Annotated in this window: 19 protein-coding genes and 1 tRNA gene; 11 read left to right on the top strand and 9 right to left on the bottom strand. The window is 60.6% G+C overall.

All coding sequences use genetic code 11. The features are described from left to right. Positions 1-63: 63 nt before the first annotated feature. The 3 genes from RCCGE510_RS03475 to RCCGE510_RS03465 are packed head-to-tail and all read right to left on the bottom strand — an operon-like array spanning position 64 to position 3,154. On the bottom strand, positions 64-1,785 hold the full coding sequence (locus RCCGE510_RS03475; RefSeq protein ID WP_007627181.1) for a DUF4166 domain-containing protein: 1,722 nt from the start codon (positions 1,783-1,785) through the stop codon (positions 64-66). Then, positions 1,782-2,228, bottom strand: a complete 447-nt coding sequence (locus tag RCCGE510_RS03470) for a DCC1-like thiol-disulfide oxidoreductase family protein (RefSeq protein WP_007627179.1) — start codon at positions 2,226-2,228, stop codon at positions 1,782-1,784. Before RCCGE510_RS03470 ends, RCCGE510_RS03475 begins: the two co-directional genes overlap by 4 nt. Positions 2,229-2,236: 8 nt before the next feature. After that, on the bottom strand, positions 2,237-3,154 hold the full coding sequence (locus RCCGE510_RS03465) for an MBL fold metallo-hydrolase (protein ID WP_007627178.1): 918 nt from the start codon (positions 3,152-3,154) through the stop codon (positions 2,237-2,239). A 163-nt stretch (positions 3,155-3,317) separates the two neighbouring features. Between RCCGE510_RS03465 and RCCGE510_RS03460 the strand changes: the two genes are divergently transcribed. The 8 genes from RCCGE510_RS03460 (at position 3,318) to RCCGE510_RS03425 (ending at position 13,760) form a co-directional block, all read left to right on the top strand. Next, positions 3,318-3,391 (top strand) — tRNA-Gln (locus RCCGE510_RS03460). A 283-nt stretch (positions 3,392-3,674) separates the two neighbouring features. Then, the gene (locus RCCGE510_RS03455) at positions 3,675-4,274 is read left to right on the top strand and encodes a restriction endonuclease subunit S (protein WP_007627177.1); all 600 of its coding nucleotides are present in this window, start codon (positions 3,675-3,677) and stop codon (positions 4,272-4,274) included. Position 4,275: 1 nt separating this feature from the next. Then, complete coding sequence (locus RCCGE510_RS03450) at positions 4,276-5,793, top strand: type I restriction-modification system subunit M (RefSeq protein ID WP_007627176.1); 1,518 nt, start codon at positions 4,276-4,278, stop codon at positions 5,791-5,793. Continuing rightward, positions 5,690-7,072 carry a restriction endonuclease subunit S gene (locus tag RCCGE510_RS32860; RefSeq protein ID WP_081525669.1) on the top strand — a complete coding sequence of 461 codons (1,383 nt, stop codon included), beginning with the start codon at positions 5,690-5,692 and terminating at the stop codon, positions 7,070-7,072. Before RCCGE510_RS03450 ends, RCCGE510_RS32860 begins: the two co-directional genes overlap by 104 nt. A gap of 10 nt (positions 7,073-7,082) precedes the next feature. Beyond that, on the top strand, positions 7,083-8,744 hold the full coding sequence (locus RCCGE510_RS03440) for a DUF6119 family protein (RefSeq protein WP_007627174.1): 1,662 nt from the start codon (positions 7,083-7,085) through the stop codon (positions 8,742-8,744). Continuing rightward, positions 8,741-12,052, top strand: a complete 3,312-nt coding sequence (locus RCCGE510_RS03435) for an HsdR family type I site-specific deoxyribonuclease (RefSeq protein WP_007627173.1) — start codon at positions 8,741-8,743, stop codon at positions 12,050-12,052. Before RCCGE510_RS03440 ends, RCCGE510_RS03435 begins: the two co-directional genes overlap by 4 nt. 32 nt (positions 12,053-12,084) lie before the next feature. After that, positions 12,085-12,762 (top strand): SprT family zinc-dependent metalloprotease, encoded by a 678-nt coding sequence (locus tag RCCGE510_RS03430; protein ID WP_240539618.1) that lies wholly within the window; start codon positions 12,085-12,087, stop codon positions 12,760-12,762. Positions 12,763-12,845: 83 nt separating this feature from the next. Then, on the top strand, positions 12,846-13,760 hold the full coding sequence (locus RCCGE510_RS03425) for a putative phage abortive infection protein (protein WP_007627168.1): 915 nt from the start codon (positions 12,846-12,848) through the stop codon (positions 13,758-13,760). A gap of 198 nt (positions 13,761-13,958) precedes the next feature. On the opposite strand, the gene RCCGE510_RS03420 is transcribed toward RCCGE510_RS03425, so the two are convergent. Next, positions 13,959-14,738, bottom strand: coding sequence for an SDR family NAD(P)-dependent oxidoreductase (locus RCCGE510_RS03420; RefSeq protein ID WP_007627166.1), 780 nt, complete (start codon positions 14,736-14,738; stop codon positions 13,959-13,961). 492 nt (positions 14,739-15,230) lie between these two features. After that, the gene (locus tag RCCGE510_RS03415; RefSeq protein WP_007627163.1) at positions 15,231-15,836 is read right to left on the bottom strand and encodes a TetR/AcrR family transcriptional regulator; all 606 of its coding nucleotides are present in this window, start codon (positions 15,834-15,836) and stop codon (positions 15,231-15,233) included. 111 nt (positions 15,837-15,947) lie between these two features. Here RCCGE510_RS03415 and RCCGE510_RS03410 point away from each other — a divergent pair, with 111 nt between their 5' ends. The 3 genes from RCCGE510_RS03410 to RCCGE510_RS03400 all read left to right on the top strand — a co-directional run bounded on the left by RCCGE510_RS03410 (position 15,948) and on the right by RCCGE510_RS03400 (position 20,477). Next, positions 15,948-16,655, top strand: a complete 708-nt coding sequence (locus RCCGE510_RS03410; RefSeq protein WP_007627161.1) for a PspA/IM30 family protein — start codon at positions 15,948-15,950, stop codon at positions 16,653-16,655. 50 nt (positions 16,656-16,705) lie between these two features. Then, entirely contained in the window at positions 16,706-16,987 is a 282-nt protein-coding gene (locus RCCGE510_RS03405; protein WP_003588051.1) for a YiaA/YiaB family inner membrane protein, read from the top strand. Between the two features lie 94 nt (positions 16,988-17,081). Then, complete coding sequence (locus RCCGE510_RS03400) at positions 17,082-20,477, top strand: acyl-[ACP]--phospholipid O-acyltransferase (protein WP_007627158.1); 3,396 nt, start codon at positions 17,082-17,084, stop codon at positions 20,475-20,477. 485 nt (positions 20,478-20,962) lie between these two features. Here the strand turns inward: RCCGE510_RS03400 and RCCGE510_RS03395 are convergent, their stop codons facing one another. From RCCGE510_RS03395 to RCCGE510_RS03380, 4 genes are all read right to left on the bottom strand, one after another. Continuing rightward, a complete protein-coding gene (locus tag RCCGE510_RS03395; protein ID WP_037077641.1) occupies positions 20,963-22,156 on the bottom strand; it encodes a tetracycline resistance MFS efflux pump in 1,194 nt (397 codons plus the stop codon). Between the two features lie 449 nt (positions 22,157-22,605). Next, positions 22,606-22,884: a hypothetical protein gene (locus tag RCCGE510_RS03390; protein WP_007627153.1), complete on the bottom strand. Its 279-nt coding sequence runs from the start codon at positions 22,882-22,884 to the stop codon at positions 22,606-22,608. A gap of 67 nt (positions 22,885-22,951) precedes the next feature. Continuing rightward, positions 22,952-24,139, bottom strand: coding sequence for an alpha-hydroxy acid oxidase (locus tag RCCGE510_RS03385; protein WP_007627151.1), 1,188 nt, complete (start codon positions 24,137-24,139; stop codon positions 22,952-22,954). Then, entirely contained in the window at positions 24,136-24,357 is a 222-nt protein-coding gene (locus RCCGE510_RS03380) for a hypothetical protein (protein ID WP_037077608.1), read from the bottom strand. Before RCCGE510_RS03380 ends, RCCGE510_RS03385 begins: the two co-directional genes overlap by 4 nt. Between the last annotated feature and the right edge of the window lie 15 nt (positions 24,358-24,372).

Below are 24,372 nucleotides of genomic sequence, written 5' to 3'. Positions count from 1 at the left end.
CGACTATCAACCCGGTCGTTCAATCGGCACACCGGGCGACAGTGAAGGCCGCCGGCACCACCCTCACTCCACCACCAACCACCCCGTATATCTTACCACCAGCCCGGTCAGCGGCCCGCCGATCTCCACGTGAAAGTGGAACCGCCCATCCCGCTCTTCCTCATACGTCTCCCCGCCGGGCGCCAGGAACAGCGGCAGCGGCATCCCGCAAAACCGCCAGCCCCGCACCACCAGCCGTAACTTATTCCCCTCCGGCACCAGTGCCACCAGCACCCGGAACGGCCCAAACACTTCGGCGAGCAAATGCCGGTCGCGCCCCTTGCCCTCGAGCTGGATGCTGCGGAAGCTGTTGTCGCCGAACGTCCGCGTCCAGATCTCCCTGTCGCCCTCGGCAACGAAACGCACCGTCACCGGCACATCCTCACCCGCTGCGGGAAAGCCGATCAGCCGCGCCACCAGCCGCGCCAGCCAGCCGCCGCCGCGCTCGATCCGCGCCTGGCCGGAGGCGGTGCGCGCGCCGCCGGCGTGGATGACGGCAACGGCCGGCGGCAGACGCTCGAAGGCGCTGCCGAGAATCTCACGGTAGAGCGGCTGGCGATCCGCCTCGCATTCGGTGCGGATGCCGGTGGTGATCGAGAACCGCCGGAAGGCCGCTTCGAAATCATCGAGCCGCAATTCGCCGGCCGCCGGCCGGGCGCCGGGCGCCGGCCGCTGGCCGGCAAGCAGCCGGCGCACCAGCACCGCGACTGAGATGACCGGAATGAACGGCCCGTCATCACCCTCGGCAATCAGATGCCAGCCCGCCGTCAGCCGCTTGCCCGCGCCATCGATACCGCTGGCGTATACGAACATGCCGCCGCGATGTTCGCCTGTTGCAAAAGCGTGGCTGGCGCGCTGCATGAGCCGCGCAAACGGCGTCAGCGAGGGCAGCAGGCCGAGGTGCACGAGACGGGCGGCAAGGCTGAGCAGGCGCTGCAGCGGCTGCGGCTCGGTGGCCACGCCGGTGAAGGTGGATTGCAGGCCGGCAAAACGCACTGGCAGCAGCGCCAGATCCGGCGCATCCACCAGCAGGAATGTGTGGCTGCGCAGCGGCACGGCGCCGGGCGGCGCCACAATCACCCGCATCGCCTCGATCAGCCCGCGCCCGCTTGAGGGCTTCCCATCGCGCAGCCGCGGCACCTTCTTGCCGGCATAGCTTGCGATGGCGCCGACGACATTGCGGCCGATCTTCACATGCGAGGAGGGGGCAATGCCGGCCGCGACGCTGTCGATCCGCGCGAACTGCGGCGCCATGACATCGAGGGCGGCGAAGGAAAGCGCCGGGAGGCTGCTGAGCCCGGAAAGCGCAAAAATGCCTTCCGCCTTGGCCTCGGCATCGAGCCCGCCGATAGAGGCGACGAAGCCGGTGCTGTCGGCCAGATCGGCATAATCGATGCTAAGCCCGATGCAGGCCCGCACGACCTTATAAGGGTCTTCGCCGAAGCTCTGAAACGGCCCGGAGGCATCGACGACCAGATCCGGCTGCAGCCGCGTCAGCTGTTCGGTGAGGTCACCGTCGCGATCGAAGGCCACCGCCTGCAGCCTCGCCCCGAGAGCGCTGCTTCCCAGCCCCTCAGCTCCGTCTTTCGGCGTCCGGAGATCCGCAACGAAATCGTCGGCCTTCGCAAGCGAACGCCCGGCGATCAACAGCCTCAGCCGCGGTTCATCGCCAAGCAGCCGGGCCAGTCGACCGCCAAAAGTGCCGTAGCCGCCGATGATCAGCAACGAAAGCCCGTCGCCGCTCATGCGATGAAGCGGCTCCGCTGCTCCGCCGTCGGCACCATGCAGCTCTGCCGGCCGGCGATCCTGAGCCGGTTGCGGGCGATGAATTCATAGAGCCTATCGGCAAGGCGCCGCGGCAGCAGCCGGAACAGCCTGGCCAGCGAATAGGGAAAACCGAGGCCGGCCACCATGCGGATCGAGCCGTCAGACTTGAAGAAGGCGCGGCCGTTCTCGATGAAGATATTGGTCTCATAGTCGCGCCCATCCAGCCGATAATGCCGGTAGAGCGCGGCGCCGAGCGGCGTCTGGGCGGCCACGAAACGGTAGCGCCGCTGCCTGTCGTGTTTCAGCGCGAATTTCACCCAGCCGGAGCAGAAGACGCATTCGCCATCGAAGACGATCAGCGGTTGGTCATCGGCAAAATCGGGCACATCGGCATCATCGCGATAGCTGTAAGCGGCGCTCATGTCCTGGCTCATCTCCCTGGTGCCGGCTGGTAGTGGGCGGCAAGCGACGGCGGCCCATCGGCGGCGATCTCGCCGCGCTCGATGAGATGCTCGATGTGGGCGAGCACGGAAAGCGCCGCCGCTCCATGCAGCTTCGGATCGGTATCGCTGTAGATCGCCTTCACCATCTCGGGGATGCCACGGTCGCCCGCCGAAATACGCGCCAGGATCGCCTGCTCGCGCCCCAGCCGGTGCGCCTTCAGCGCTCGCAGGAATGTGGCCGGCTCTGTGACCGGGCCGCCATGGCCGGGCAGCAGCAGCCCGTCTTCGCGGGCGATCAGCCGGTCGAGCGAGGCCATGTAATCGGCCATCGAACCGTCCGGCGGTGCGACGATCGAGGTCGACCAGGCCATGACATGATCGCCTGTGAATAGCACATCGCGGCCATCGAGCGCAAAGGCGGCATGATTGGCCGTGTGCCCCGGCGTCGGCACGCCTGAAAGCACCCAGCCATCACCCGCGATCCTCTTGCCGTTGCCGATGGCGATATCCGGCACGAAGGCCATATCCGAACTTTCGGCAAACGGATTGATCTCGCCGGCGCGCAATGGCCTTGCCGGCCGGTGCGGCCCCTGGCCGACCGTCACCGCCCCGGTTGCCGCCCGCAGCCGGCGGGCCAGCGGCGAGTGGTCGCGATGCGTGTGGCTGACGAAGATATGCGTCACCTCACGGCCGGCAAGCGCCGCCATCAGCGCCGCAAAATGCGCCTCGTCCTCCGGCCCGGGATCGATGACCGCGACCGAGGAGCCGCCGACGATATAGCTGTTGGTGCCGTAAAAGGTGAATGGCCCGGGATTGTTCACTGTAACCCGCTCGACCCCTGGCGCCACCGGCACGGCCCGCCCATAGGCCGGCTCGAAAGCAAGGTCGAATGCGGGACTGTCCATGAAGGCAATGATCTCGAGGCCGATGACACCGCCAATTCCTAGCACGGCCCACCGCCCCGCGCGCGCATAAATCTGCTTGAGGCGCAACTTAGTCATTGTGACGGACGAAGAGCTTTGCTAATCAGGCGTCGATTTGAGCAGGCGGTTTCCGCTCAAGCTCTGGTGGGGCGTCGCCAAGCGGTAAGGCAACGGTTTTTGGTACCGTCATCCCTGGTTCGAATCCAGGCGCCCCAGCCATTTTTCTTGCTGAGCACGCGTAAGTTTTCAGCGTTTCTTGCTCAGGTGGAAATCAAGATCCACCCTGTCGTGCAGGGCTGCCGTAGCACTATCTTGGTGTCTTACAGAAGATCGCCATATCCACTCATCCTCAGAAGTGTTTAGCGCACGTCTTCAAACGCGGGGCGGCGGCCAAAGCAATCATCGCCACAATTGCAGTATCTCTCATACAGAGAAATTGAGCCTTGACAGGAGGTTGAACCTTCCGTATTTCTTGCTGTAATGCGGATACAGAGGAATTTTTATGCCCTACCGCCTTGCTGATGTTTGCAACGTACTTTCGGGTTTCACGGCTAGAGAGCGGCTTGAGGAGGATGCTGGAGGCGTGCTCACGATTCAGATGCGGGACGTAACGGACTCAGCGACGGTAAACCCCGCTTTGCTCATGAAGTCGACATTCGGGGGGGCGATGGAGCGATATCTTGCCGGTGCCGGCGACGTTGTCTTCCGGTCGAGAGGTGAACGCAATGCCGCCGCGTATCTCGATGATCGGTTCGTCGAGCCGGCTGTCGCAGTTTTGCCGATCCTCATCCTGCGTCCCAAAGCGGGGGTTGTGCCGGAATACCTGGCATGGGCGATTAACCGGCCCGAAGCGCAGCGGCATTTCGATAGTGATGCCCGCGGGGCGACGATCCGGATGATCCCCAAGGCGAGCATCGAGTCGCTCGTATTAGAAATCCCGGATGTCGCGACCCAGAAGAAGGTGGCGAAGATCGATGCGCTCTCGCGCCGGGAGGCGGAGCTCACTATGGAGCTCATGGAAATGCGCCGTCAGCTGATTGCCTATTGTTTACAATCACAAATCAAGAATGTGCCCGATAACGGCAAAGCGGGAAGGAAATGACATGGCGGACCAGATAACTCAGCAACAGGTCAATCAGACGGCGTGGGCGGCGTGCGACACGTTCCGCGGCGTCGTCGATGCCGGCCAATACAAGGACTACATCCTCGTGATGTTATTCCTAAAGTATATCTCAGACCTGTGGAATGACCATGTCGAAACCTACAGGAAACAGTTCGGTGGCGACGAGGACCGCATTCGTCGACGGCTGGAGCGGGAGCGCTTCATTCTGCCGGAAGATGCGAGCTTTTATAATCTGTACGAGAGGCGAAACGAAGCGAATATCGGCGAATTGATCAACGTCGCACTCGAGGCGATCGAGGACAAGAACCGCACCAAGCTTGAGGGCGTGTTTCGCAACATCGATTTCAATTCCGAAGCCAATCTCGGCAAGGTGAAGGATCGAAACCGTCGTCTCAAGCACCTGCTCGAAGATTTCGCCAAACCTGCCATGGACCTGCGTCCGTCGCGAGTGACGGAAGATATCATCGGCGAGTGCTACATTTATCTGATTTCCCGCTTCGCCTCGGACGCAGGCAAGAGGGCCGGAGAGTTTTATACGCCGACACCCGTATCAGGGCTGCTTGCCAAACTCGCTGCGCCGAAGCCGGGAGACACAATCTGCGATCCGGCCTGCGGTTCTGGTTCATTGCTCATCCAGGCGGCCCAAGAAGTCGGCTCCGACAACTATGCACTCTTCGGTCAGGAATCGAACGGGGCGACCTGGGCACTGGCGCGAATGAACATGTTCCTGCATTCGAAGGACGCTGCGCGGATCGAGTGGTGCGATACGCTCAACAGCCCGACGCTGATCGAGGGCGACCATCTGATGCGCTTCGACATCGTCGTCGCGAATCCGCCCTTCTCGCTCGACAAATGGGGCGCAGAACATGCCGGGTCTGACCAGTACAAGCGCTTCTGGCGCGGCACCCCACCGAAGTCGAAGGGTGACTATGCTTTTATCACCCATATGATCGAGATTGCCAAGCGGCAGCGCGGGCGAGTGGCCGTCATCGTCCCGCACGGCGTTCTTTTCCGCGGCGGTTCGGAGGGCGCGATCCGCAAGACGCTGATCGAGGAGAACTTGCTGGACGCCGTCGTTGGCCTGCCCGCCAACCTGTTCACCAGTACCGGCATTCCCGTGGCGATCCTCGTCTTTGATCGCTCTCGCGAACAGGGCGGCGAGAACGAAGCGCGCAAGGATGTGCTCTTTATCGACGCGAGCAGGGGATTTACGTCCAGCAAGACACAGAACGTCATGGACGAAAGCCACATTGCCAAGGTGCTGAATACCTATCGCAACCGTGCGGAAGTCTTCAAATTCTCCCATAAGGCGAGCGTCGAAGAGATTGCCGAGAACGACTTTAATCTCAACATCCCGCGCTACGTCGACACATTCGAGGCCGAGGAGGAAGTTGATGTCGCGGCGCTGCAGAAGGACATCGCGCGGATCGAGGGCGAGCTGGCCGAGGTTCGAGCGAAGATGGCGGGATATCTGCGGGAGCTCGGCGTCGATGCTTGATGGAGTTGTCGCTTCCCAAACGGACGTGAGGTCAAAGAACACTAAACGAGAGCTAGACCGCTTGGGGATTAGTCGTGTACCGCCTGGCTGGAAGCTCTCGACGGTAGGCAATGCCTGTACGATTAGAAATGAACTGCGGCTGCCTTTATCCCAAGAGGCGCGGGCAACGATGCAAGGAACGTATCCATATTACGGACCTACAGGCATTCTTGATTACTTGGACGAGTTCAGAGCCGAGGGAGATTTCGCTTTGATTGGCGAAGATGGCGATCACTTCCTCGATGTAGGCCGGAAAAGTCAAACGATAAGGGTATCAGACCGGTTCAACGTCAATAATCACGCCCACCTCGTGGCGGATGGAGTGGCATGCACCGTTGATTGGTTTTTCCATTTCTTTCGGCACAAAGACATATCGCACTCACTTACCCGTCAAGGTGCTGGTCGCTTCAAGCTGACGAAGCAAGCCCTCGAAAAGTTGCCGATCTTGCTACCGCCTCTCTGCGAGCAGCGCAAGATCGCTGAAATCTTCCGGACATGGGATGAGTCCATCGAGACGCTGGAGCGGCTGCGGTCGGCGAAGGCGCGTCATCATCGCGCTTTGACCAACTTACTGGTCTTCGGAAAGCGGCAGTTTAGCCACTTCTGCATTACGGATGCGGAGACATCGCACCGCTGGTTCACGCTTCCCGCATCTTGGGACTGCGAGCCGCTAGGCAAGTTGGCAAACGAGATATCAGAACGGAACGCGGACGGGGGGCAGTTTGAAGTTCTCTCCTGCTCAAAATATGAGGGCTTTGTTCGTTCGCTTGAATACTTCAAAAAGCAGGTCTTCAGTGCCGATTTGTCCGGCTATAAAAAGATATGGCGTGGCGATTTTGGCTTCCCCAGCAACCATATCGAAGAAGGTTCTATCGGCCTCCAGAACCTGACGGATGTTGGCGTCGTTAGCCCTATCTACACCGTATTCCGGTTCGCGCCTGAAAGGGTGGATGTTGAATATGCTTTCGCCGTGCTCAAGACGGGAGTCTACCGGCATATTTTTGAGGTCAGCACTAGCGCGTCAGTAGACAGGCGCGGCAGCCTACGTTGGAGCGAGTTCTCGAAACTGCCGTTCCCCGTTCCTTCTCTGGTCGAGCAGAAGGCCATCGTAGAGGTGTTGCGAACGACGCGCACCGAACTCGATGCAATAGCGAAAGAAGTTGATCTGTTTCGACGCCAGAAGCGGGGGCTGATGCAGAAGCTTTTAACAGGAGAATGGCGCGTGAAGGCGGCCGACTAGGGAGATGGAAATGTCTGAACGTATCCAGAAACTATCTATCCGACTACTGCGCGAGCAGGTCGAACCTGCGGATGCTGTCCGAGCCGGTGTGGTGATCACTGATTGGCCAAAGATTGAAGGTTCAAAGATCGTTCTGGATACAGTTGGCGGCGGCGAGCCAAAATGGTCGAAGTTTCTGGAACTGTCGCCGGAGGAGCTTGCCAAGCTGAAGAACCTTTCGGCGATGGGAGTCGTTTTCCTCAAAACGGCTGGCCGATGGTTCGCGGTTTCATTCGGCATGGGCCACATCAAACTTGATCCCGCGAAATTCGAACAGGATTTCGGTCTCCGTGTGGTTCTGAATTCGGTTGATCCGAAACTTCTGAAGAGTGCGGACGTTCGAACTCCGGATGAAAACACACTCTCCCGTCGTAGCCAGACCAGCCGAGGCTCCGACCAAACAGCTTTCGCGATTGACGTTGAGCGCGATATTGTTCGCGGTTTGGCTGGCAAGCCAAAGAACGCTAACTTCGCAACGCGGGTTGCAGGGTCGGACGGCCTTACGATGGACCGCAAACTGAATATCGCGGAACTGACGACGGCCTGCGCAGACGCCTATCAGATGTACCAAAAGATTGATTATCGGACCTCCTTCGGCTGGATCGACCAGATTAAACATGTGCGCGAGGATAAGACGCTTAAGGCACTTAGAGCGCTTCTTGTAATCAAGGTCGACGTCTCCCTCAAAGCCAAGAACCCGGATGGGTTACATCTGGCCTACCCGGTTATCTACGATCCCGAGAAGGGAAATCAAATACAGTATAAGGGTTTCCGCAGTCAGCTTCGGTTCGCGGACTTGGATATCACTGGTTATTTCGAAGCGCTGATGGAAAGGGGCAAGTCTGCGTTTGCTGACGGTGACCTTGACTCACATTCCATACACGAAGTGGACGAGGAGGGCCGTGACTGTGGAGGAAAGTGGCCTCTACTGGAGTGTTTGGCCACGGAGGTTGAGCATGATGGCCACATCTTCGTCTTATCGGGTGGCCGCTGGTACCAGATCGACAAGAGCCTAGCCAAGGACGTTGTCGAGTTCTTTGACAAGACCCCCCGCGTCGCACTCCCGCCTGCGGAAGCCGGCGAGAATGAGGAGAAATACAACGAGCGTCAGAAGGATTCTAATCCAGACCTTCTCTGCCTCGATCGCAAACTCATCGTCCCATCTGGATGGAATACGACGCTGGAAGCGTGTGATTTTCTCACGAAGTCAAAAGAGCTTATCCACGTGAAGGACAAGACGTCATCCTCTCGGTTGAGCCACCTTTTTAATCAAGGAACAGTGTCGGGGCGCGTCCTGATTCTGGATGCAGCCGCAAGGGACAAGGTGAGAGACAAGATTACGGACGTAGAGACTGAAACAGGTCAATCCGGTTTCCTGAATGCCATGCCGGCTGCGACGGAGGCGTTTCATGCATCGGATTTTACTGTCGTTTATGCTGTCATCTCGACAGGTAAGATCGCAAAGCTTCCCTTCTTCAGCCTGCTGACATTTCGTCAGGCGGCTCGCGATCTGCAGGTCGCCGGCTTCAAATATGCTTTTGCCTGGATCGAAAAGCCGGAAGACGCTGGCGAGAAAAAGAAGAGGGGCGACAAGAAAGCTGCGGGTGTTGCTGCCGTTTTGGAGGCCGCATGAGCAGTCACGGATTCAACGCCGCCGAAAAGCATCAGTCCCAACTGCCAGCACTCTTGCTTCTCGTGGCCATGGGTTTCAAGCCGATATCTCAGGCGCAAGCCCTGGCTATGCGCGGCGGCAAGCTCCGCAGCGTCGTGCTCGATGATATCCTCGCCGACCAGCTTCTGCGGATCAACCGTTACACATATCGTGGCAAAGAGTATGCCTTCGACCTTGAAGATGCGCACGAGGCCATGCGCCGGCTGAAACCAACGCCGGATCGTCTCAAGGGCCTGAAAGCCACCAATCAGGAAATTTATGACACGCTTGTTCTTGGCACCACGATCACCAAGACGATCAACGGCGATTCCAAGAGCTACTCATTCCGGATTATTGACTGGCAGAACCCATCGAACAACGTCTTTCATGTGACCGCGGAATTCACCGTGGAGCGTACCGGCTCGACGGAAACCAAGCGCTGCGACATCGTCGCCTTTGTCAACGGTATTCCGTTCGTCGTCATCGAGAACAAGCGGCCCACGGAAAGCTTGACCAAGGCGGACAGCCAGTTGATTGGCTATCAGCAAGAAGACAAGGTTCCGCAGCTGTTCCATTTTGCTCAGCTGCTGATGGTGATGAACAGGCTGGACGCCCGCTATGCGACCGTCGGGACACCGCGGAAGTTTTGGCATGCCTGGCGAGACGAGGAAGTGGCCGAGGAGGACGTGCTTGCCGCGATCGATTCTGAGCGACTGAAGGGCGAGATCGACCAGATCGACGACATGCTGATCAGTTTTAGCGAGATCGACGACGACGCTCCGGTCAACCGGCCACTCGGTTTCGCCGAGGAACAAGCCATATTCGCTGGCGACTTTGCCGGTGCGCGCGAATATTTCACTGCCCTGCGTGAGGAAGGCGGGCGCGTGGTGACGGCGCAGGATCGCATGATCATGGCGCTTTGTCGGCCCGATCGGCTGCTCGATCTGGTCCGCCGCTTCACCGTATTCGATCGCGGCGCGCGCAAGATCGCGCGGCACCAGCAATTCTTCGGCATCCGAAAGGCTGTGGAGCGGATCAAGCAGCACGACATCACCGGTGCACGCAAGGGCGGCGTGATCTGGCATACGCAGGGTTCGGGCAAATCGCTGACTATGGTGATGCTCGGCCGGGCCCTCGCCCTTGACCCGGATATTTCAAGTCCGCGGCTGATCATCGTCACCGATCGCGACGATCTCGACAAGCAGATAAAGGATACGTTCAAATCCTGCGATATGGAGCCGAGGCGTGCGACGAGCGGTGCCGATCTGCTACAGCTCATTCTCAACAGGACACCCCTGATTACGACTATTATCAACAAGTTCGATACAGCGCTCCGGAACGGCGACCATGTAGACGAGGACGTTAATCTTTTTGTGCTGGTTGATGAGAGCCATCGCAGCCAGACCGGCAAGTTCGGCGGGCATGGCCAATTCGCAATCAAGATGCGCCGCCTATTGCCCAAAGCCTGCTATCTCGGCTTCACCGGCACTCCACTCCTGAAGAAGGAAAAGAACACACTTTCCACCTTCGGCGGGCTGATCCACAAATACGCAATCGACGAAGCTGTCGCCGATGGCGCAGTCGTGCCGTTGCTCTATGAAGGCCGGATGGTCGAGCAGCAGGTGAGTGGCGACGTCATCGACAAGTGGTTTGAGAAGATCAGTGCCGGCCTTACGGACCAACAGAAGGCCGACCTGAAACGCAAGTTCTCTAGGCTCGACGCGCTGAGTAAGACCACGCAGTCGATCCGCGCTAAAGCCTTTGATATCTCCGAGCACTATCGCCAGTACTGGCAAGGCACCGGGTTCAAGGCGCAACTGGTTGCCCCATCGAAGGCGTCCGCCATCCGATTCAAGGCGGTGCTGGACGAGATCGGACATGTTTCGAGCGCCGTCATCATTTCGCCCCCCGATGACAACGATGACAACGAGGACGTCGATCAAGAATCAAAGGACCTCGTTCGTGTCTTCTGGGACAGGATGATGGTGCGGTATAAGACTGAGGACGAGTATAACCGCCAGCTTATCGAGGACTTCAAGGGAACTGGCGATCCGGAAATCCTGATCGTCGTGTCGAAGCTGTTGACAGGGTTCGACGCACCGCGGAACACTGTGCTTTATATTTGCAAGCCGCTAAAAGAGCATAACCTTCTGCAGGCGATCGCCCGCGTCAATCGCCTGTTCGAGACCGAGGATGGCGGCGAAAAGGAGTTCGGCGTCATCATTGACTACGAGGGGTTGCTCGGTGAGTTGGACGCAGCGCTGACGACCTATAGCGCTTTCGAGGGATATGAGGGTTCAGACCTCGGCGAGGCAGTTCACGACGTGCGCGAGGAAATCAGGCGCCTGCCGCAGTTGCATGACCAACTATGGGACCTCTTCAAGCCGGTCAAAAACAAGAAGGACATGGAGCAATTCGAGCAGTTGCTCGCCGACGAAGCCCTGCGACATGAGTTCTATGAACGGCTAAAGGCCTTCAGCCGTTGCCTGCATGTATCGATGTCGTCCGACAAGCTGCTCGACGTTTTCGATGAAAAGAAGATTGATCAGTTCAAACGTGATTGGAAGCAGTTCGCCGAACTGAAGCGCGCTGTCCAGATACGTTACCAGGAGATCGTCGACGTTAAGGAATTCGAGCCGAAGATTCGTAGATTACTTGACGATCATGTCGTTGCCCTGCCGGCGGAAACAGTCATCGATCTCATCAATATCAACGATCCGGAAGCGTTGAACGCGGCAATCGAGGACTCCGGTGTCACCCCAGCATCGAAGGCCGATCGCATTGCGAGCGCCACCCGTCGTGCCATAACCGAAAACATGGACCAGGACCCGACATTCTATCAAACCTTCTCCGAACTTCTCGAGCGGACGATCAGCGACTACCGCGCCAAACGACTTTCCGAACGTGAATACCTCAGGGCGGTCGCCGACCTGGCATCAAAGCTCACTTCTAAGGATCGCGGGGTGAATGTTCCCGAGGCAATCAAGGGTAACGACCATGGTATGGCCTTCTACGGCATTCTGAAAGGAAAGCTGGCGAAGCCAGATGGCGAGTTGGTCAATGATGACGAGGTGGCACACATCGTCATCAAGATTATTGACGTCCTTATGGCACACCACATCGTTGGCGTCTGGAGCAATGCAGTTGCTCAAAACAATATGCGGAATGCGATCGACGACTACTTTTTCGACGAGCTTCGCGACACGAAGGGGATCGATCTACCAGTCGAGGCCTTAGACGACTTGGAGCAGCGGATCATGGACCTTGCTCGCGCGAGATTTCCAGGATGACCTCCGTTCATTCGGTAACTTATGGGACTCGCTTGCTCGAATTCACGGTTCGTCGACGCGAGCGTAAGACGCTAGAGATCGCGGTTGAGCCGGATGCGTCTGTGGTAGTCACGGCACCCATAGACGCGACGGTTGAGGCGATCGAAGCAAAAGTCCACAGGCGCGCCGCTTGGATACTGAAGCAACAACGATATTTCAGCCAGTTCCTGCCCCGAGCGCCGGAGAAGACATTCGTCTCAGGCGAGACGCATCTTTACCTTGGGCGACAGTATCGTCTCCGCATTTCGAGCGGCCTGAAAGACCATGTGAGCCTAACGCGCGGATTCATTGAAGTCTCATCCACGAGACCAAACAACCGCGATTTCACGCGAGGCCTTGTCGATGCTTGGTATCTTCAGCGAGCGCACGTCAAGTATCGGGAAAGGCTGGAAGCCTCGATCGAACGTTTTGCTGTTCCGGACAGCTTTCGGCCAACCGGTCTGATCATCCGTCAACTGGAGATGCGCTGGGGATCGATGTCTCCAGTGAAGCGCTTAATGCTCAACAAGCGTCTCATCCAAGCTCCAGTCGACGCGATCGATTATGTAATAACCCATGAGTTGTGCCACATCTCCGAACCGAACCATGGGGCGGCTTTCTACGCGCTTTTGGACCGTGTGATGCCAGATTGGTCAAAACGGAAGGCGAGACTCGAAGGAATTATGGCCTAAGGTGGGAAGGGTCTGCATGTGCTCAATTTGCAATTAATGATTGCGCCCGATAGGGTTCCACAGCGTTGTATTAGGGGGTAGGCGTGCGTAACTTCTTCGAGTCTATAATTAGACCGGCCGACAGGGGATCTACCGACAGCTTGTACGTTCTGTTCGTTATCGCAATGACAGTGACGGTGATCGTTTTCGTGGTGGCGGTGGTCGTCGCTTTGATGGGAGGAGAGGCTGGGCAATTTGGAGATTTCTTCGGAGGTACGCTGAATCCTTTGCTGACGTTCCTCACCTTTATGGGGCTGCTTGTCACGATTGTGCTTCAGCAGGCTGAGTTACGTGAGACCCGCGATGAACTTATAAGGTCGGCAGATGCCTTAGAAAATCAGATCAAGGCCACGGACCGCCAGAATTTTGAATCAACCTTCTTTCAGATGTTGACGCTGCATAACACTATCGTGAACTCAATCGACCTCGACTATAGTAGGCGCGTATCCTCTGACGGCGGCGAAATCATCAGGCGATCTCGCGAAAGGAAGGGACGCGACTGCTTCAGCCAATTTTTTACTAATTTCAAAGAAAATTACGAGAACGCTGTTGGTCTGTCTGAAAAAGAGCGATTTCAGGTAGCTTATGATAAGTTTTGGAGCTACCGGCAGCAGGATCTCGCCCATTACTACCGCTATCTCTACAACGTCTTGCGTTTCGTTCATGAGTCAAAAGGCATCGAGGACAGAATGCCATATGTAAAACTACTTAGAGCCCAACTCTCTGATTTTGAGTTGGTGATGCTGTTTTACACCGCGCTCAACAAGCACGGCATCAATTATTGGCTTTATATCCACGAGTACCAGCTGTTCGACAACCTGCCGGAGAGTATGCTTATTGATCCGTCGCATGTCGCGCTTTATTCACAGCGGTCATTTGGCGTACCGAAGCGTCCGCCTGTGGTCCAGTGGCCTCCGGCGATTCTGGCAGCTCAACATGAGGCGCAGACAATTGGGTAACCATAGGCTTTGTTTGAACATCTACGCTGCCGCCCAACCGACTCGCCATCACCGTCTCTCTCCGCCCGCCGCAATCGTCAGCACCAGCTTATCCACCCCCGGTCCAGTCGTTCCAGCGGCAACCCCACGAAGTGGCCTCCGCTGATGCTGACGGCGCCGAAGAGGGTGGGGGCGCGGATGGCGCGGTGATCTTGCCCCTTACCCGCGCCCCGCGAACAAACGAGCACCTGTGAGCTCGGCAAGCTTCTCCACCAGTGCATCCTGAAACCCAGTATCCGTAACCTCCTCCGCCGCCTCCCGCCGCTGCCGATGATACCAATACCCACCCCTGACCTTCGCAGCTTCCGCATCGCTCGCCGCAAGCCACGTCTGCGTAAGATGCCCCATCTCCAGATCGTCAGGCGCCCCGGCGCCGCCCATCTTGGTCGGCACCCAGCCGGGGTCGACGGCGTTGCTCAGAACATCCGGCCAATGGCGGGCGATGGCGGCGGCGAGGGTGGCGATGTAGAGCTTGCTTTCCGAATAGGCCTGGCTGGCATTCCATGGCCGCCGCTTCCAGTCGATATCGTCAAGGGTGCTGCCGCCGCTGCGGTGCATGCCGCTGCTGAGATAGATCAGGCGGTCGGGGCGGGTGATCCAGGCGGTGAGGAGATAGGGGGCGAGCACGTTGACCGCCAGCGTCTTGGCGTGACCATCAGGCGTTTCGCCCCGGCTCCTTTCCAGGTAGATGCCGGCATTGTGGATGACGGCGTCCATGCGGCCGATGGCGTTGACCTGCTCGGCGATGGAGCGCGTCTCGGCGGCGCTGGCGAGATCGCCGATGACGAGGCCGAGCGCGGTGGGCGAAATCTCGGCGAGGGCGGAGGCGCGCTCCCGGGAGCGGGCGTGCAGCACGACGCCATGGCCTTGCCTCATGAGGGTGCGGGCGGCGGCAAGCCCGAGGCCATCGGTGGAACCGGTGATGAAGATGCGGCTCATGAGGTTTCCTTTCGCGGTGGCGTGGTGGGGGCAGAGTGCTTGGCTGTGGGTCCTCGGGTCAAGCCCGAGGACGACGGAGGGTGGGGAGAGGGGATTGGCAGGGAATTTACCGATCGGGATATTTTGGAGGTATGGCCCTGGGTGAGGGGGCAGAATGTCCCGCTCGGTAAAATCATTGGCGGCTTGCTGGCACGACATCCCGGCGCAGACGATTGGGCGAGGGCAGCCCCTCATCCGGCTGCCGCCACCTTCTCCCCGCTTGCGGGGCGAAGGGGATATGCCGCGAGCTCTCCGCCCCTTCCGACGTCGCGTGTGGCACGTCCCCTCGCCCCGTCAAAACGGGGAGAGGGTTAGGGTGAGGGGCAGTTTTTGGGGCGGAGCTTCATCAGCACCGGGCATGGGTCCTCGGCTCAAGGCCGAGGAAGACGGAGAGTGGGGTGATGTTCCTGCCAAACCCAACCCACCTCCAACCTCCGCACTCACACGCCCGCTTCACCGCCGCCGCTCCGCCCCCGCCGCGATCGTCTGCACCAGCTCATCCACCTCGCGCGCCAGCCGTTCCAACGGCAAGCCGACGAAGCGGCCTTCGAGGCTGATGCTGACCACCCCATGCACCGCCCCAAACAGCGTGCGGGCGCGGATCGCGCGGTCTTCGGGGGGCATGTCGGGTTGCAGTTCGGCCAGCGGTTCGGCGATCACGTCCATCAGGAAGAGGTGTTCGTCGAGGTGCCATTGCGGCGTCGGGCTGGTGTCGGGGGGGAAGTGGTCGAACAGCGCTTTCCAGAGGTTGCGGTGCTCGACGGCGAAGGCGAGGTAGCCCTGGGCGAGGTTGCGCAGGCGGTCGGTCGGGCTTTTGTCTTTGGTCTCGGGCAGGGTCAGCCTGGCTTCCAGCGCCTTCAGCGTCGCCGAGTTGACGTGGATGACCAGCTCGGCGAGGTCTGCAAACACCGTGTAGAGGCCGCCGAGCGCGCAGCCGGCGTCCTGGGTGATATCGCGGGCTCTGAGATTACCAAGCCCGTCGCGGGCGATGCGCTCGCGCGCCGCCTCGATCAGCCGGGCCTTCAAATCCTCGCGTTTTTCTTCTCGTCTGCCGGCCATTCACCATTCCACTTCGATTTTTTGAACGGCGTTCAAAATTTATCTTGAACGACGTTCATGATTCTGCCATAACAGCACTCGTGAACGACGTTCATAAACCGGAGGCAAGAAATGTTCAAACTGATTTCCATTCTTTTGCGGGGCAGGGCGCATGATGCCGAACAGGCGTTTGCCGATCGCCACGCCGTGCCGCTGCTGTCCCAGCAGATCCGCGATGCCGCCCAACAGATCCAGTCGGCCCGGCGCAGCGTCGCCGTCGCCATCGCCCAGAACGAGCAGGAAAAGGCGCAGCATCAGACGATCCTTTCCCGCATCGCCGATCTGGAGATCCGCGCCACGGCGGCGCTCGCCAAGGGCGATGAAGGCCTCGCCCGGGGCAATGAGGGCCTGGCCCGCGAGGCGGCCGAGGCGATCGCCTTTCTCGAAGCCGAGCGTGATGCCTCGGTGGAGGCGCAGGCCCAGTTCACCACCTCGATCGGCAAGCTGAAATCCATCGTGCGCTCCGCCGAGGCGCGGCTGCAGGAGCTGCAGCGTGGCGAGCGGCTGGCCCGCGCGACTGAAGAGGCGCAGAAGCTCGACGTCGTCGTCGCCGGTCCGGGCCTGGCGACGCTCGACGAGGCCGAGGAGACCCTGGCGCGGCTGCGCCTGCGCCAGAGCCAGAATGACCTGACGGCCTCAGCCCTGAAGGAGATGGAAGGCGCCATCCGCCCGGCCGGCATCATTGAAAAGCTTGCCAATGCCGGCTGCGGCGCGCCGCTGCGTTCGTCTGCCGATGATGTGCTTGCCCGCCTGAAGGGCCGCATCACGCCTGCCGCTTGAAATTTCCTCCATCCAGCCTTTCAATCCATCCAACGATAGGGACTAAGACCATGAACGACAGTTTCCAGAAACACTCTTCCAGCTGGGTCAGCTTCTCCTACATCTCCTTCGGCTCGGCCGCCTTCATGCTGGCGCTCGGCCTTTACATGATGCCGCTCGATCTCTGGGGCAAAGGTTATCTCGCCATGGGCATCTTGATGCTGGTGCAGACCACGGTGAACATCACCAAGACGCTGCGCGACAATGCCGAATCCGAAAAACTGATCCGCAAGGTCGAGGATGCCCGCACCGAAAAACTGCTCGTCAAGTTCAATCGTAGCGATGAAGATTGATCTTCCTTAACCACAGCGCAGAGTTGTTATCCGACGCAACTTTTGGGTAACGACTCTGTGGCCTTCTCAGCCGAGCCGAAAGAGGGACAAGCCCGTGCAAACCAAGCTGATGACATCGAGGAAATTCGCGCCGCTGTTCTGGACCCAGTTCCTCACGGCCTTCAACGATAATTTTCTGAAGAACACCCTGGTGTTCCTCATTCTCTTCAAGATGTCGGCGAGCGAAGGGGCCGCCCTGGTGACGCTTGCCGGCGTCATCCTCATCGTGCCCTTCCTGCTGCTCTCGGCGCTCGGCGGCGAACTCGCCGACAAGCATGACAAGGCGAAGATCGCCGAGCTGCTGAAACGCTGCGAGATCGGCATTGCGGCGCTGGCCGTCGTCGGCCTCGGCTTTTCCTCCATCTTTGTGCTGATGGTCGCGCTCTTCGGCTTCGGCGTCATCTCGGCGCTGTTCGGGCCGATCAAATACGGCATCCTGCCCGATCATCTCGAACGCCGCGACCTGCCGAAGGCCAATGCCTGGATCGAGGGCGGCACCTTCATCGCCATCCTCGCCGGCACGATCATCGCCGCACTGGCCTTCTCCAGCGGCGACAACGTGCTGCTGTTCGGCTCGATGATGATGGGCCTGTCGGTGCTCTGCTGGCTTGCCAGCCGGATGATCCCGGCGACCGGTTCCAAGGCGCCGGATCTGCAGATCGACCGCAATGTCATCCGCTCCAGCTACACGCTGGTCATGGAAATTCGCGAGGACAAGCGGCTCTGGCGTTCGGCGCTGATGAACTGCTGGTTCTGGCTGGTCGGCGCCTTCGTGCTGTCGATCCTGCCGACCATGGTCACCGAGCTGCTCGGCGGCTCCGAGCTCGTCGTTCCCGCCTATCTCACCGTCTTCGCCATTGCCGTCGCCGTCGGTTCGGCCATTGCCGCCTGGATGTCGTCGGGCCGCATCGTGCTGCTGCCGGCCCCGGTGGGCACGGCGCTGCTCGGCCTCTTCAGCCTCGATCTCGCCTGGAACCTCTGGGGCCAGCACTCGCTCGCCCACGCGACGACGATTGCCGATTTCTTCGCCGGCCAGAATACCATCCGCGTCGCCATCGATCTCGCCGGTTTTGCCATATCAGGCGCCTTCATCGCCGTTCCCACCTTCGCCGGCCTGCAGACCTGGGCGCATGAGGACCGCCGCGCTCGCGTCATCGGTGCCGCCAATGTGCTCTCGGCGCTGTTCATCACCGTCGGCCTCGGCCTCGTCGCCGCCATCCAGGCGCTCGGCGCCTCGATACCGCAGATTCTGATCGGCCTCGGCATCCTCAACTTTGCCGTCGCCTGGCTGATGCTGAAGACGCTGCCGACCAATCCTTTTCGCGATTTCATCTCGATCCTGTTCCGCGCCTTCATGCGCCTCGAGGTCGAGGGGCTGGAGAATATCAAGAAGGCCGGCCGCGCGCCGATCATTGCGCTGAACCATGTCAGCCTGCTCGACGGTGCGCTGGCGCTTGCCATCACCGAGGAAGAGCCGACCTTCGCCGTCGATTACAAGATCGCCCAGGCCTGGTGGGTGCGGCCCTTCCTGAAGATGTGCAAGTTCCTGCCGCTCGACCCGACCAAGCCGATGGCGACGCGCTCGCTGATCAAGGTGGTGCAGGATGGCAACCCGATCGGCATCTTCCCCGAGGGCCGGCTGACGGTGACCGGAACGCTGATGAAGGTCTATGACGGTGCCGCCATGGTCGCCGACAAGACCGGCTCGATGGTGGTGCCGGTCAGGATCGACGGGCTGGAGAAGAGCTATCTCTCTTATCTCGATAACGGCAAGATCCGCCGCCGGCTGTTTCCCAAGGTCAAGGTCACCATTCTCGATCCGGTGAAACTCGAAGTGCCGGCCGAGCTGAAAGGCCGCAAGCGCCGCACCGCGGCCGGCGCCGCCCTCTATCAGGTGATGTCGAACCTGATGTTCCAGACCGCCGATACCTCGACCACCGTGCTCGAGCGGGTCATCGAGGCCGGCCACGAATTCGGCATGAAAAAGCCAGCCGTCGAAGATCCGGTCACCGGCCGGCTGACCTATGGCAAGCTGCTGACCGGCGCTGCCGTGCTCGGCGCAAAATTCCGGGCGAAATTCCCGGAAGCGAATCTCGGCGTCATGCTGCCGAACGCCAATGGCGCCGCCGCCACCCTGCTCGGCGTCATGAGCGCCGGCAAGGTGCCGGCGATGCTGAACTTCACCGCCGGGGCCGCCAATATTCTTTCTGCCTGCAAGGCCGCGGAGATAAAACACGTGCTGACCTCGCGCGCCTTCGTCACCCAGGCCAAACTCGGCCCGGTGGTCGAGGAGATGGAAAAGCAGGTGACGATCGTCTGGCTCGATGATCTCAGGGCCGAGGTCAGCGCGATCGACAAGATCCGCGGACTCCTGCGCAAGGCGCGGCCGCTGGTGAAGCGCTTGGCCGACGATCCGGCCGTCATCCTCTTCACCTCCGGCTCCGAGGGCACGCCGAAGGGCGTGGTGCTGACCCACCGCAACATCCTGTCGAACGCCGCCCAGGCCGCCGCCCGCATCGATTTCCACAGCGGCGACAAGGTGTTCAACATCCTGCCCGTTTTCCATTCCTTCGGGCTGACGGCCGGCACGGTGCTGCCGCTGATCTCCGGCGTGCCGGTCTATTTCTATCCGTCGCCGCTGCATTACCGCATCGTGCCGGAGCTGATCTATGTCTCCAACGCCACGATCATCTTCGGCACCGACACCTTCCTCAACGGTTATGCGAGGACCGCGCATCCGTATGATTTCCGCTCGATCCGCTACATCTTCTCCGGTGCCGAGCCGGTGAAGGCTTCGACCCGCCAGACCTATATGGAAAAATTCGGCCTGCGCATCTTGGAAGGCTACGGCGTCACCGAGACGGCGCCGGTGATTTCGATCAACACGCCGATGTACAACAAATCCGGCACGGTCGGCAAAATCCTGCCCGGCATGGATTGGAAGCTCGAACCGGTGCCCGGCATCGATGAGGGCGGCCGGCTGCATGTGCGCGGCGCCAATGTCATGGCCGGCTACCTCCGCGCCGAAAAGCCCGGTGTGCTCGAGCCGCTCGCCGACGGCTGGCACGACACCGGCGACATCGTCACTATCGACGAGGACGGCTTCGTCAAGATCCGCGGCCGCGCCAAACGCTTCGCCAAGATCGCCGGCGAAATGATCTCGCTCGCCGCCGTCGAAACACTGGCCGCCGAACTCTGGCCGGGCGCCCTCTCAGTCGTCTCCTCGCTGCCCGACGCCAAGAAGGGCGAACGCCTGGTGCTGCTCACCGACGCCCCCACCGCCACCCGCCCCGAATTCCTCGCCTTCGCCAAATCCAAGGGCGCCATGGACATGATGGTCCCAGCCGAGGTCAATATCGGCAAGGTGCCGGTGCTGGGTTCGGGCAAGGTCGATTTTGTTGCGGCGCGCAAGCTGGCGGAGGGTGCGATGCAGGCGGGGGAGGCGGCTTAGGCGGGGCACGGAACTCTCGCTGTCCGGTTCTTGGCCAAGAAGCTGCCCCTCACCCTAACCCTCTCCCCGTTCTGACGGGGAGAGGGAACGTGCCCTACGAGAGGTTGGTGAGAGACCGAGAGGTCGCGGCTTGTCCCCTTCGCCCCCGTTTACGGGGAGAAGGTGGCGGCAGCCGGATGAGGGGCAGGTCGGCGTAAGCCGACGTAGCGTTCGGGGGCGTCGTGTCCTGTGGCACCCCCCTCTGCCCTGCCGGGCATCTCCCCCACAAGGGGGAGATCGGCAGGAGGCCAACGCTCGGTCCCTCTCTGCCGATACGTTGATTCCAAATGGCAATTGTTTGGGGAGGCCCTAACGTCTATCCGATCTCCCCACCTGTGGGGGGGGCCGAAGGACGGGGCGAGACCCGTGGCTCGACCCCGGGTCCGGCAGGACAGAGGGGGGTGCGTCCCGCCGCCACGCAGCCAAACGAAACACACCACGACCGGCTAGCCCGCCGCCGCCCGCTCCGCCGTCTTCAGCCTGAGGCCGAGAACTAGCGGCACCGCAAGCCCATAGACCACGACCACCGATAGCCAGATGGCGCCCGGCCATTCCTCCCGGGTGAGGAAATACAGGCTGGAGAAGCCGAGCGGCGCGATGATCGAGGCGAGGCTGACGGCTGAGGCGAGCACGCCCTGGAACTGGCCCTGGCTGTCCTCGTCGACCTGCCGGGTGGCCAGTGCCTGCAGCGCCGGCACGCCGATGCCGCCGAGGGCGAAGATCGGCATGATCGCGAAGATCATCCAGCCGTGGCCGGCAAAGGCCATGACGGTGAGCGCGATCGAGACGCCGGCGACACCCGTCAGGATCGCCGGGCGTTCGCCGAGCAGTTTGACGGCCGGTCCCGGCAGCAGGGCCTGGGCGAGCGTCTGGCAGATGCCGAAGGCGCCGAGGGAAAGGCCGATCGACAGCCCGTTCCACTGGAAGGCATCCTGTCCCCACAGCGCCCAGCAGGTGCCGTAGGCCTCGCCGGTGGCGCTGAAGATGAAGAACAGGATGACAACAGGCAGCAGGCTTTTGACCTCCAGCACCGCGCGCAGCGGTCTCAGCGGATTGAGCGCGGAAAAATCAATTTTCTCGCGGCTGCCCGGGCGCGATTCCGGCAGGATGAACAGCGCGAGCAGCAGGTTTGCGCCATTGAGCACGGCCGCCGCAATGAACGGCAGCCGCAGCCAATGATCGCCAAGCAGGCCGCCGAGAACCGGGCCGATGATGAAGCCGAGGCCGAACATCGCGTTGAACAGGCCGAAGCGGCGGGCGCGCGTCTCCTCCGGCGAAATGTCGGTGATATAGGCTGTGGCGACCGAAATGTTGGCGCTGGTCAGCCCGGCGATCGCCCGGCCGATGAATAGCATCCAGAGATTGGGCGCAAACGCCAGGAACAGGTAATTGACGGCCGCGCCCGCCAGCGAAATCAGCAGCACCGGCCGGCGGCCGAGCCGGTCGCTGAGAGCGCCGAGCACCGGGGCGAAGATGAACTGCATCACCGCATAGAGCGCCGTCATCGTGCCGATGTACGGCGCGACGTTTTCGGCATGGGTAATGTCGCGCAGCAGCGACGGCAGGATCGGGAAAATCAATCCGATGCCGACGGCATCGAGGACAATGGCGGTGAAGATGACGATAAGGGATCTGGTCATGGTGCGTTCCGGGTCGACGCGAGCACGCAGCGCCGCCGGAACGGTTCCCGCCTTCATCAAGGCGCGAAACGGCTCCAGCCTTGGTCGCGGGCAATCCCTGGACAAACCATTGGAATTGCTCGGCGCGCGCCGATGGCTCACGATGAAGCCTGACGTGTCAGGCGTTTGGTTTCTGGGAGGTGCTGGCCGATCCATGCGCTGGCGCATGGAGGGCGTGTGCTCGACCGCCTGGACGACAATTCGTCCACCTGTTTACTCCGCTACTGAGCGGATCAAGGGAAGCAGCCGCTTTTCGCGACGGCCAAGACATACGCCGGATGGTTGCGTGCGGCAAGCCCTTTTTAAACACGGGGCTGGTCGCGAGTGTGTCGTTTGGATCGGCAGGTGGGAGCCCAAGAGGTGCGCGGCGGCTGAGGAAGCCTCCAACTTCGAAGCCCCACCTTGAAGGATCACCCCCTTAACGTCGGATACTCCCATGCCGAGGCCAGGCGGCTGCGGGCGATGTCGACGGCGTCGCGATAATCCGTCTGAAAGGGCGCCACCAGCTGCTTCTCGAGTTCGGCAAGCAGCCTGTGCAGCACAGCGCATTCGGCCGTAGTTTCGAAACAGGACGCGTCCGGCGTCGGGGCGTTGTTATCCTCGCTCCAGCGGGAGAGGAGTTCGAAGAGAACAAGCGCTTCGTCAGGATCAAGCCGGATTTCGGCGCCGTTGGGCAGTTTGTTTTCCATGCTTTAAAGTGGCATGCCGCGCCAACCGCTGCAACAAAACAGGCGGCACATCGGTCGCCTGCTTGCTCTAGCCGTCATGTCGCAGCACGTGCTGTTCATTGAGCTCGGCAAGCGATGTCACGCCGAGCAGCGCCATGTTCTGCTGAATTTCCGTCTGCAGGACCTCGATTGCGCGCTCGGCGCCCGCCTGTCCGGCGACTGCGGCCGCGTAAAGAAACGGTCTTCCGACGAAAACGAACTTCGCGCCCAAGGCCAGCGCCTTGAGAATATCGGTTCCACGCCTTATGCCGCCATCGATCATGATGGTCGCGGACTGTCCGGCCTTTTCGACGATTCCCGGCAGCGCCTGCAATGGCGACATGGCGCCATCCAGCTGTCGGCCGCCATGGTTCGAGACGATGATGCCGTTGGCGCCGGCCTCCACCGCCTTGACGGCATCGTCCTCGTGCAGGATGCCCTTGACCACCAGGTTCCCGCTCCACCTGTCCCGGATGCGCTGCAAGTGCGACCAGTTCAGATGATCCCGCTTGGCGAAGTCACGCATCACCTTGGAGGAGATGATCGGCGCACCGCGCTCGGCATAAGAATTCTCGAAATGCGGCATGCCGTGGTTTGCGAGCGTGCGAAGAAATGTGCCAAGGCTCCAGCGCGGGTGTGACAGGCCTTGCCACAGCAGCCGAAGACTGGGGCGCAGCGGCGTCGAAAAGCCCGCCCGGATGTTGTTCTCGCGATTTGGAAGCGTTGCGGTATCGACGGTCAGCAGGATGGTTTTGAAACCGGCAGCCGCCACACGGTCGACCAGGGCGTCGATCCGCTCCGGCGCGCCAGGCAGATAGGCTTGAAACCAGGCATCGGGGTTGGCTTTCGCCACCTCTTCCATCCGGATCAGCGACGAGCCGCTCATGATCATCGGAATGCCTGCCTGCGCCGCTGCCGAGGCCAGAACCAGGTCGCCGCGATAGGCCATCATGGCGCTGATCCCCATCGGCGCGATGCCGAAGGGCCCGGCATAGGTCGTTCCGAAGATCGATGTTTCGCTGCTGCGCGCCGAAACGTCGATGAGCACTCTCGGCTTGAAAGAATACTTCTGAAACGCATCCCTGTTCATCCGCAGGGATGCGTTGGTCTCACTTGCGCCGGCAATGTAACCGAACAGCGGGCGCGGCAGGTGGCGCCTCGCTTTGGCCTCGAAATCGTCCAGCGCCAGGACGCCTCGCAACGGATGGCTCGCCGGCTTCGTTGGAGCGACTGTCATCGGCTGTTCCAGTCCTCGCTCGCATCGAATGCCTGTTTGCGGCCCTTGCGGATCGCCGGCAGAATGAGTGTCAGCAACATCAAGGCGAAGCCTTGCGCAAAATGTAGCCGAGAGCACTGAAGAGCACAACTGGGCCCACGGACGTGGCAGCGGTTCACCGGCCTGGCGGCCTTCAGCCGAAACAAAACAGGCGGCACATCGGCCGCCTGTTTGCTCATCTCTTCGGCTCGCCC

It is taken from the genome of Rhizobium sp. CCGE 510 (assembly GCF_000292525.1).
GTDB lineage: Bacteria > Pseudomonadota > Alphaproteobacteria > Rhizobiales > Rhizobiaceae > Rhizobium.
This window is presented reverse-complemented; position numbering and strand designations above follow the sequence as displayed.

What these genes read in the sequence shown, in the direction of transcription:
- RCCGE510_RS03450 (WP_007627176.1), top strand. Translation starts at nt 4,276, where the DNA reads ATGGCGGACCAGATAACTCAGCAACAGGTCAATCAGACGGCGTGGGCG.
- RCCGE510_RS03465 (WP_007627178.1), bottom strand. Translation starts at nt 3,154, where the DNA reads ATGGACAGTCCCGCATTCGACCTTGCTTTCGAGCCGGCCTATGGGCGG.
- RCCGE510_RS32860 (WP_081525669.1), top strand. Translation starts at nt 5,690, where the DNA reads ATGTCGCGGCGCTGCAGAAGGACATCGCGCGGATCGAGGGCGAGCTGG.
- RCCGE510_RS03475 (WP_007627181.1), bottom strand. Translation starts at nt 1,785, where the DNA reads ATGAGCGGCGACGGGCTTTCGTTGCTGATCATCGGCGGCTACGGCACT.
- RCCGE510_RS03470 (WP_007627179.1), bottom strand. Translation starts at nt 2,228, where the DNA reads ATGAGCGCCGCTTACAGCTATCGCGATGATGCCGATGTGCCCGATTTT.
- RCCGE510_RS03380 (WP_037077608.1), bottom strand. Translation starts at nt 24,357, where the DNA reads ATGAGCAAACAGGCGGCCGATGTGCCGCCTGTTTTGTTTCGGCTGAAG.
- RCCGE510_RS03410 (WP_007627161.1), top strand. Translation starts at nt 15,948, where the DNA reads ATGTTCAAACTGATTTCCATTCTTTTGCGGGGCAGGGCGCATGATGCC.
- RCCGE510_RS03405 (WP_003588051.1), top strand. Translation starts at nt 16,706, where the DNA reads ATGAACGACAGTTTCCAGAAACACTCTTCCAGCTGGGTCAGCTTCTCC.
- RCCGE510_RS03435 (WP_007627173.1), top strand. Translation starts at nt 8,741, where the DNA reads ATGAGCAGTCACGGATTCAACGCCGCCGAAAAGCATCAGTCCCAACTG.
- RCCGE510_RS03395 (WP_037077641.1), bottom strand. Translation starts at nt 22,156, where the DNA reads ATGACCAGATCCCTTATCGTCATCTTCACCGCCATTGTCCTCGATGCC.
- RCCGE510_RS03455 (WP_007627177.1), top strand. Translation starts at nt 3,675, where the DNA reads ATGCCCTACCGCCTTGCTGATGTTTGCAACGTACTTTCGGGTTTCACG.
- RCCGE510_RS03440 (WP_007627174.1), top strand. Translation starts at nt 7,083, where the DNA reads ATGTCTGAACGTATCCAGAAACTATCTATCCGACTACTGCGCGAGCAG.
- RCCGE510_RS03385 (WP_007627151.1), bottom strand. Translation starts at nt 24,139, where the DNA reads ATGACAGTCGCTCCAACGAAGCCGGCGAGCCATCCGTTGCGAGGCGTC.
- RCCGE510_RS03390 (WP_007627153.1), bottom strand. Translation starts at nt 22,884, where the DNA reads ATGGAAAACAAACTGCCCAACGGCGCCGAAATCCGGCTTGATCCTGAC.
- RCCGE510_RS03415 (WP_007627163.1), bottom strand. Translation starts at nt 15,836, where the DNA reads ATGGCCGGCAGACGAGAAGAAAAACGCGAGGATTTGAAGGCCCGGCTG.
- RCCGE510_RS03420 (WP_007627166.1), bottom strand. Translation starts at nt 14,738, where the DNA reads ATGAGCCGCATCTTCATCACCGGTTCCACCGATGGCCTCGGGCTTGCC.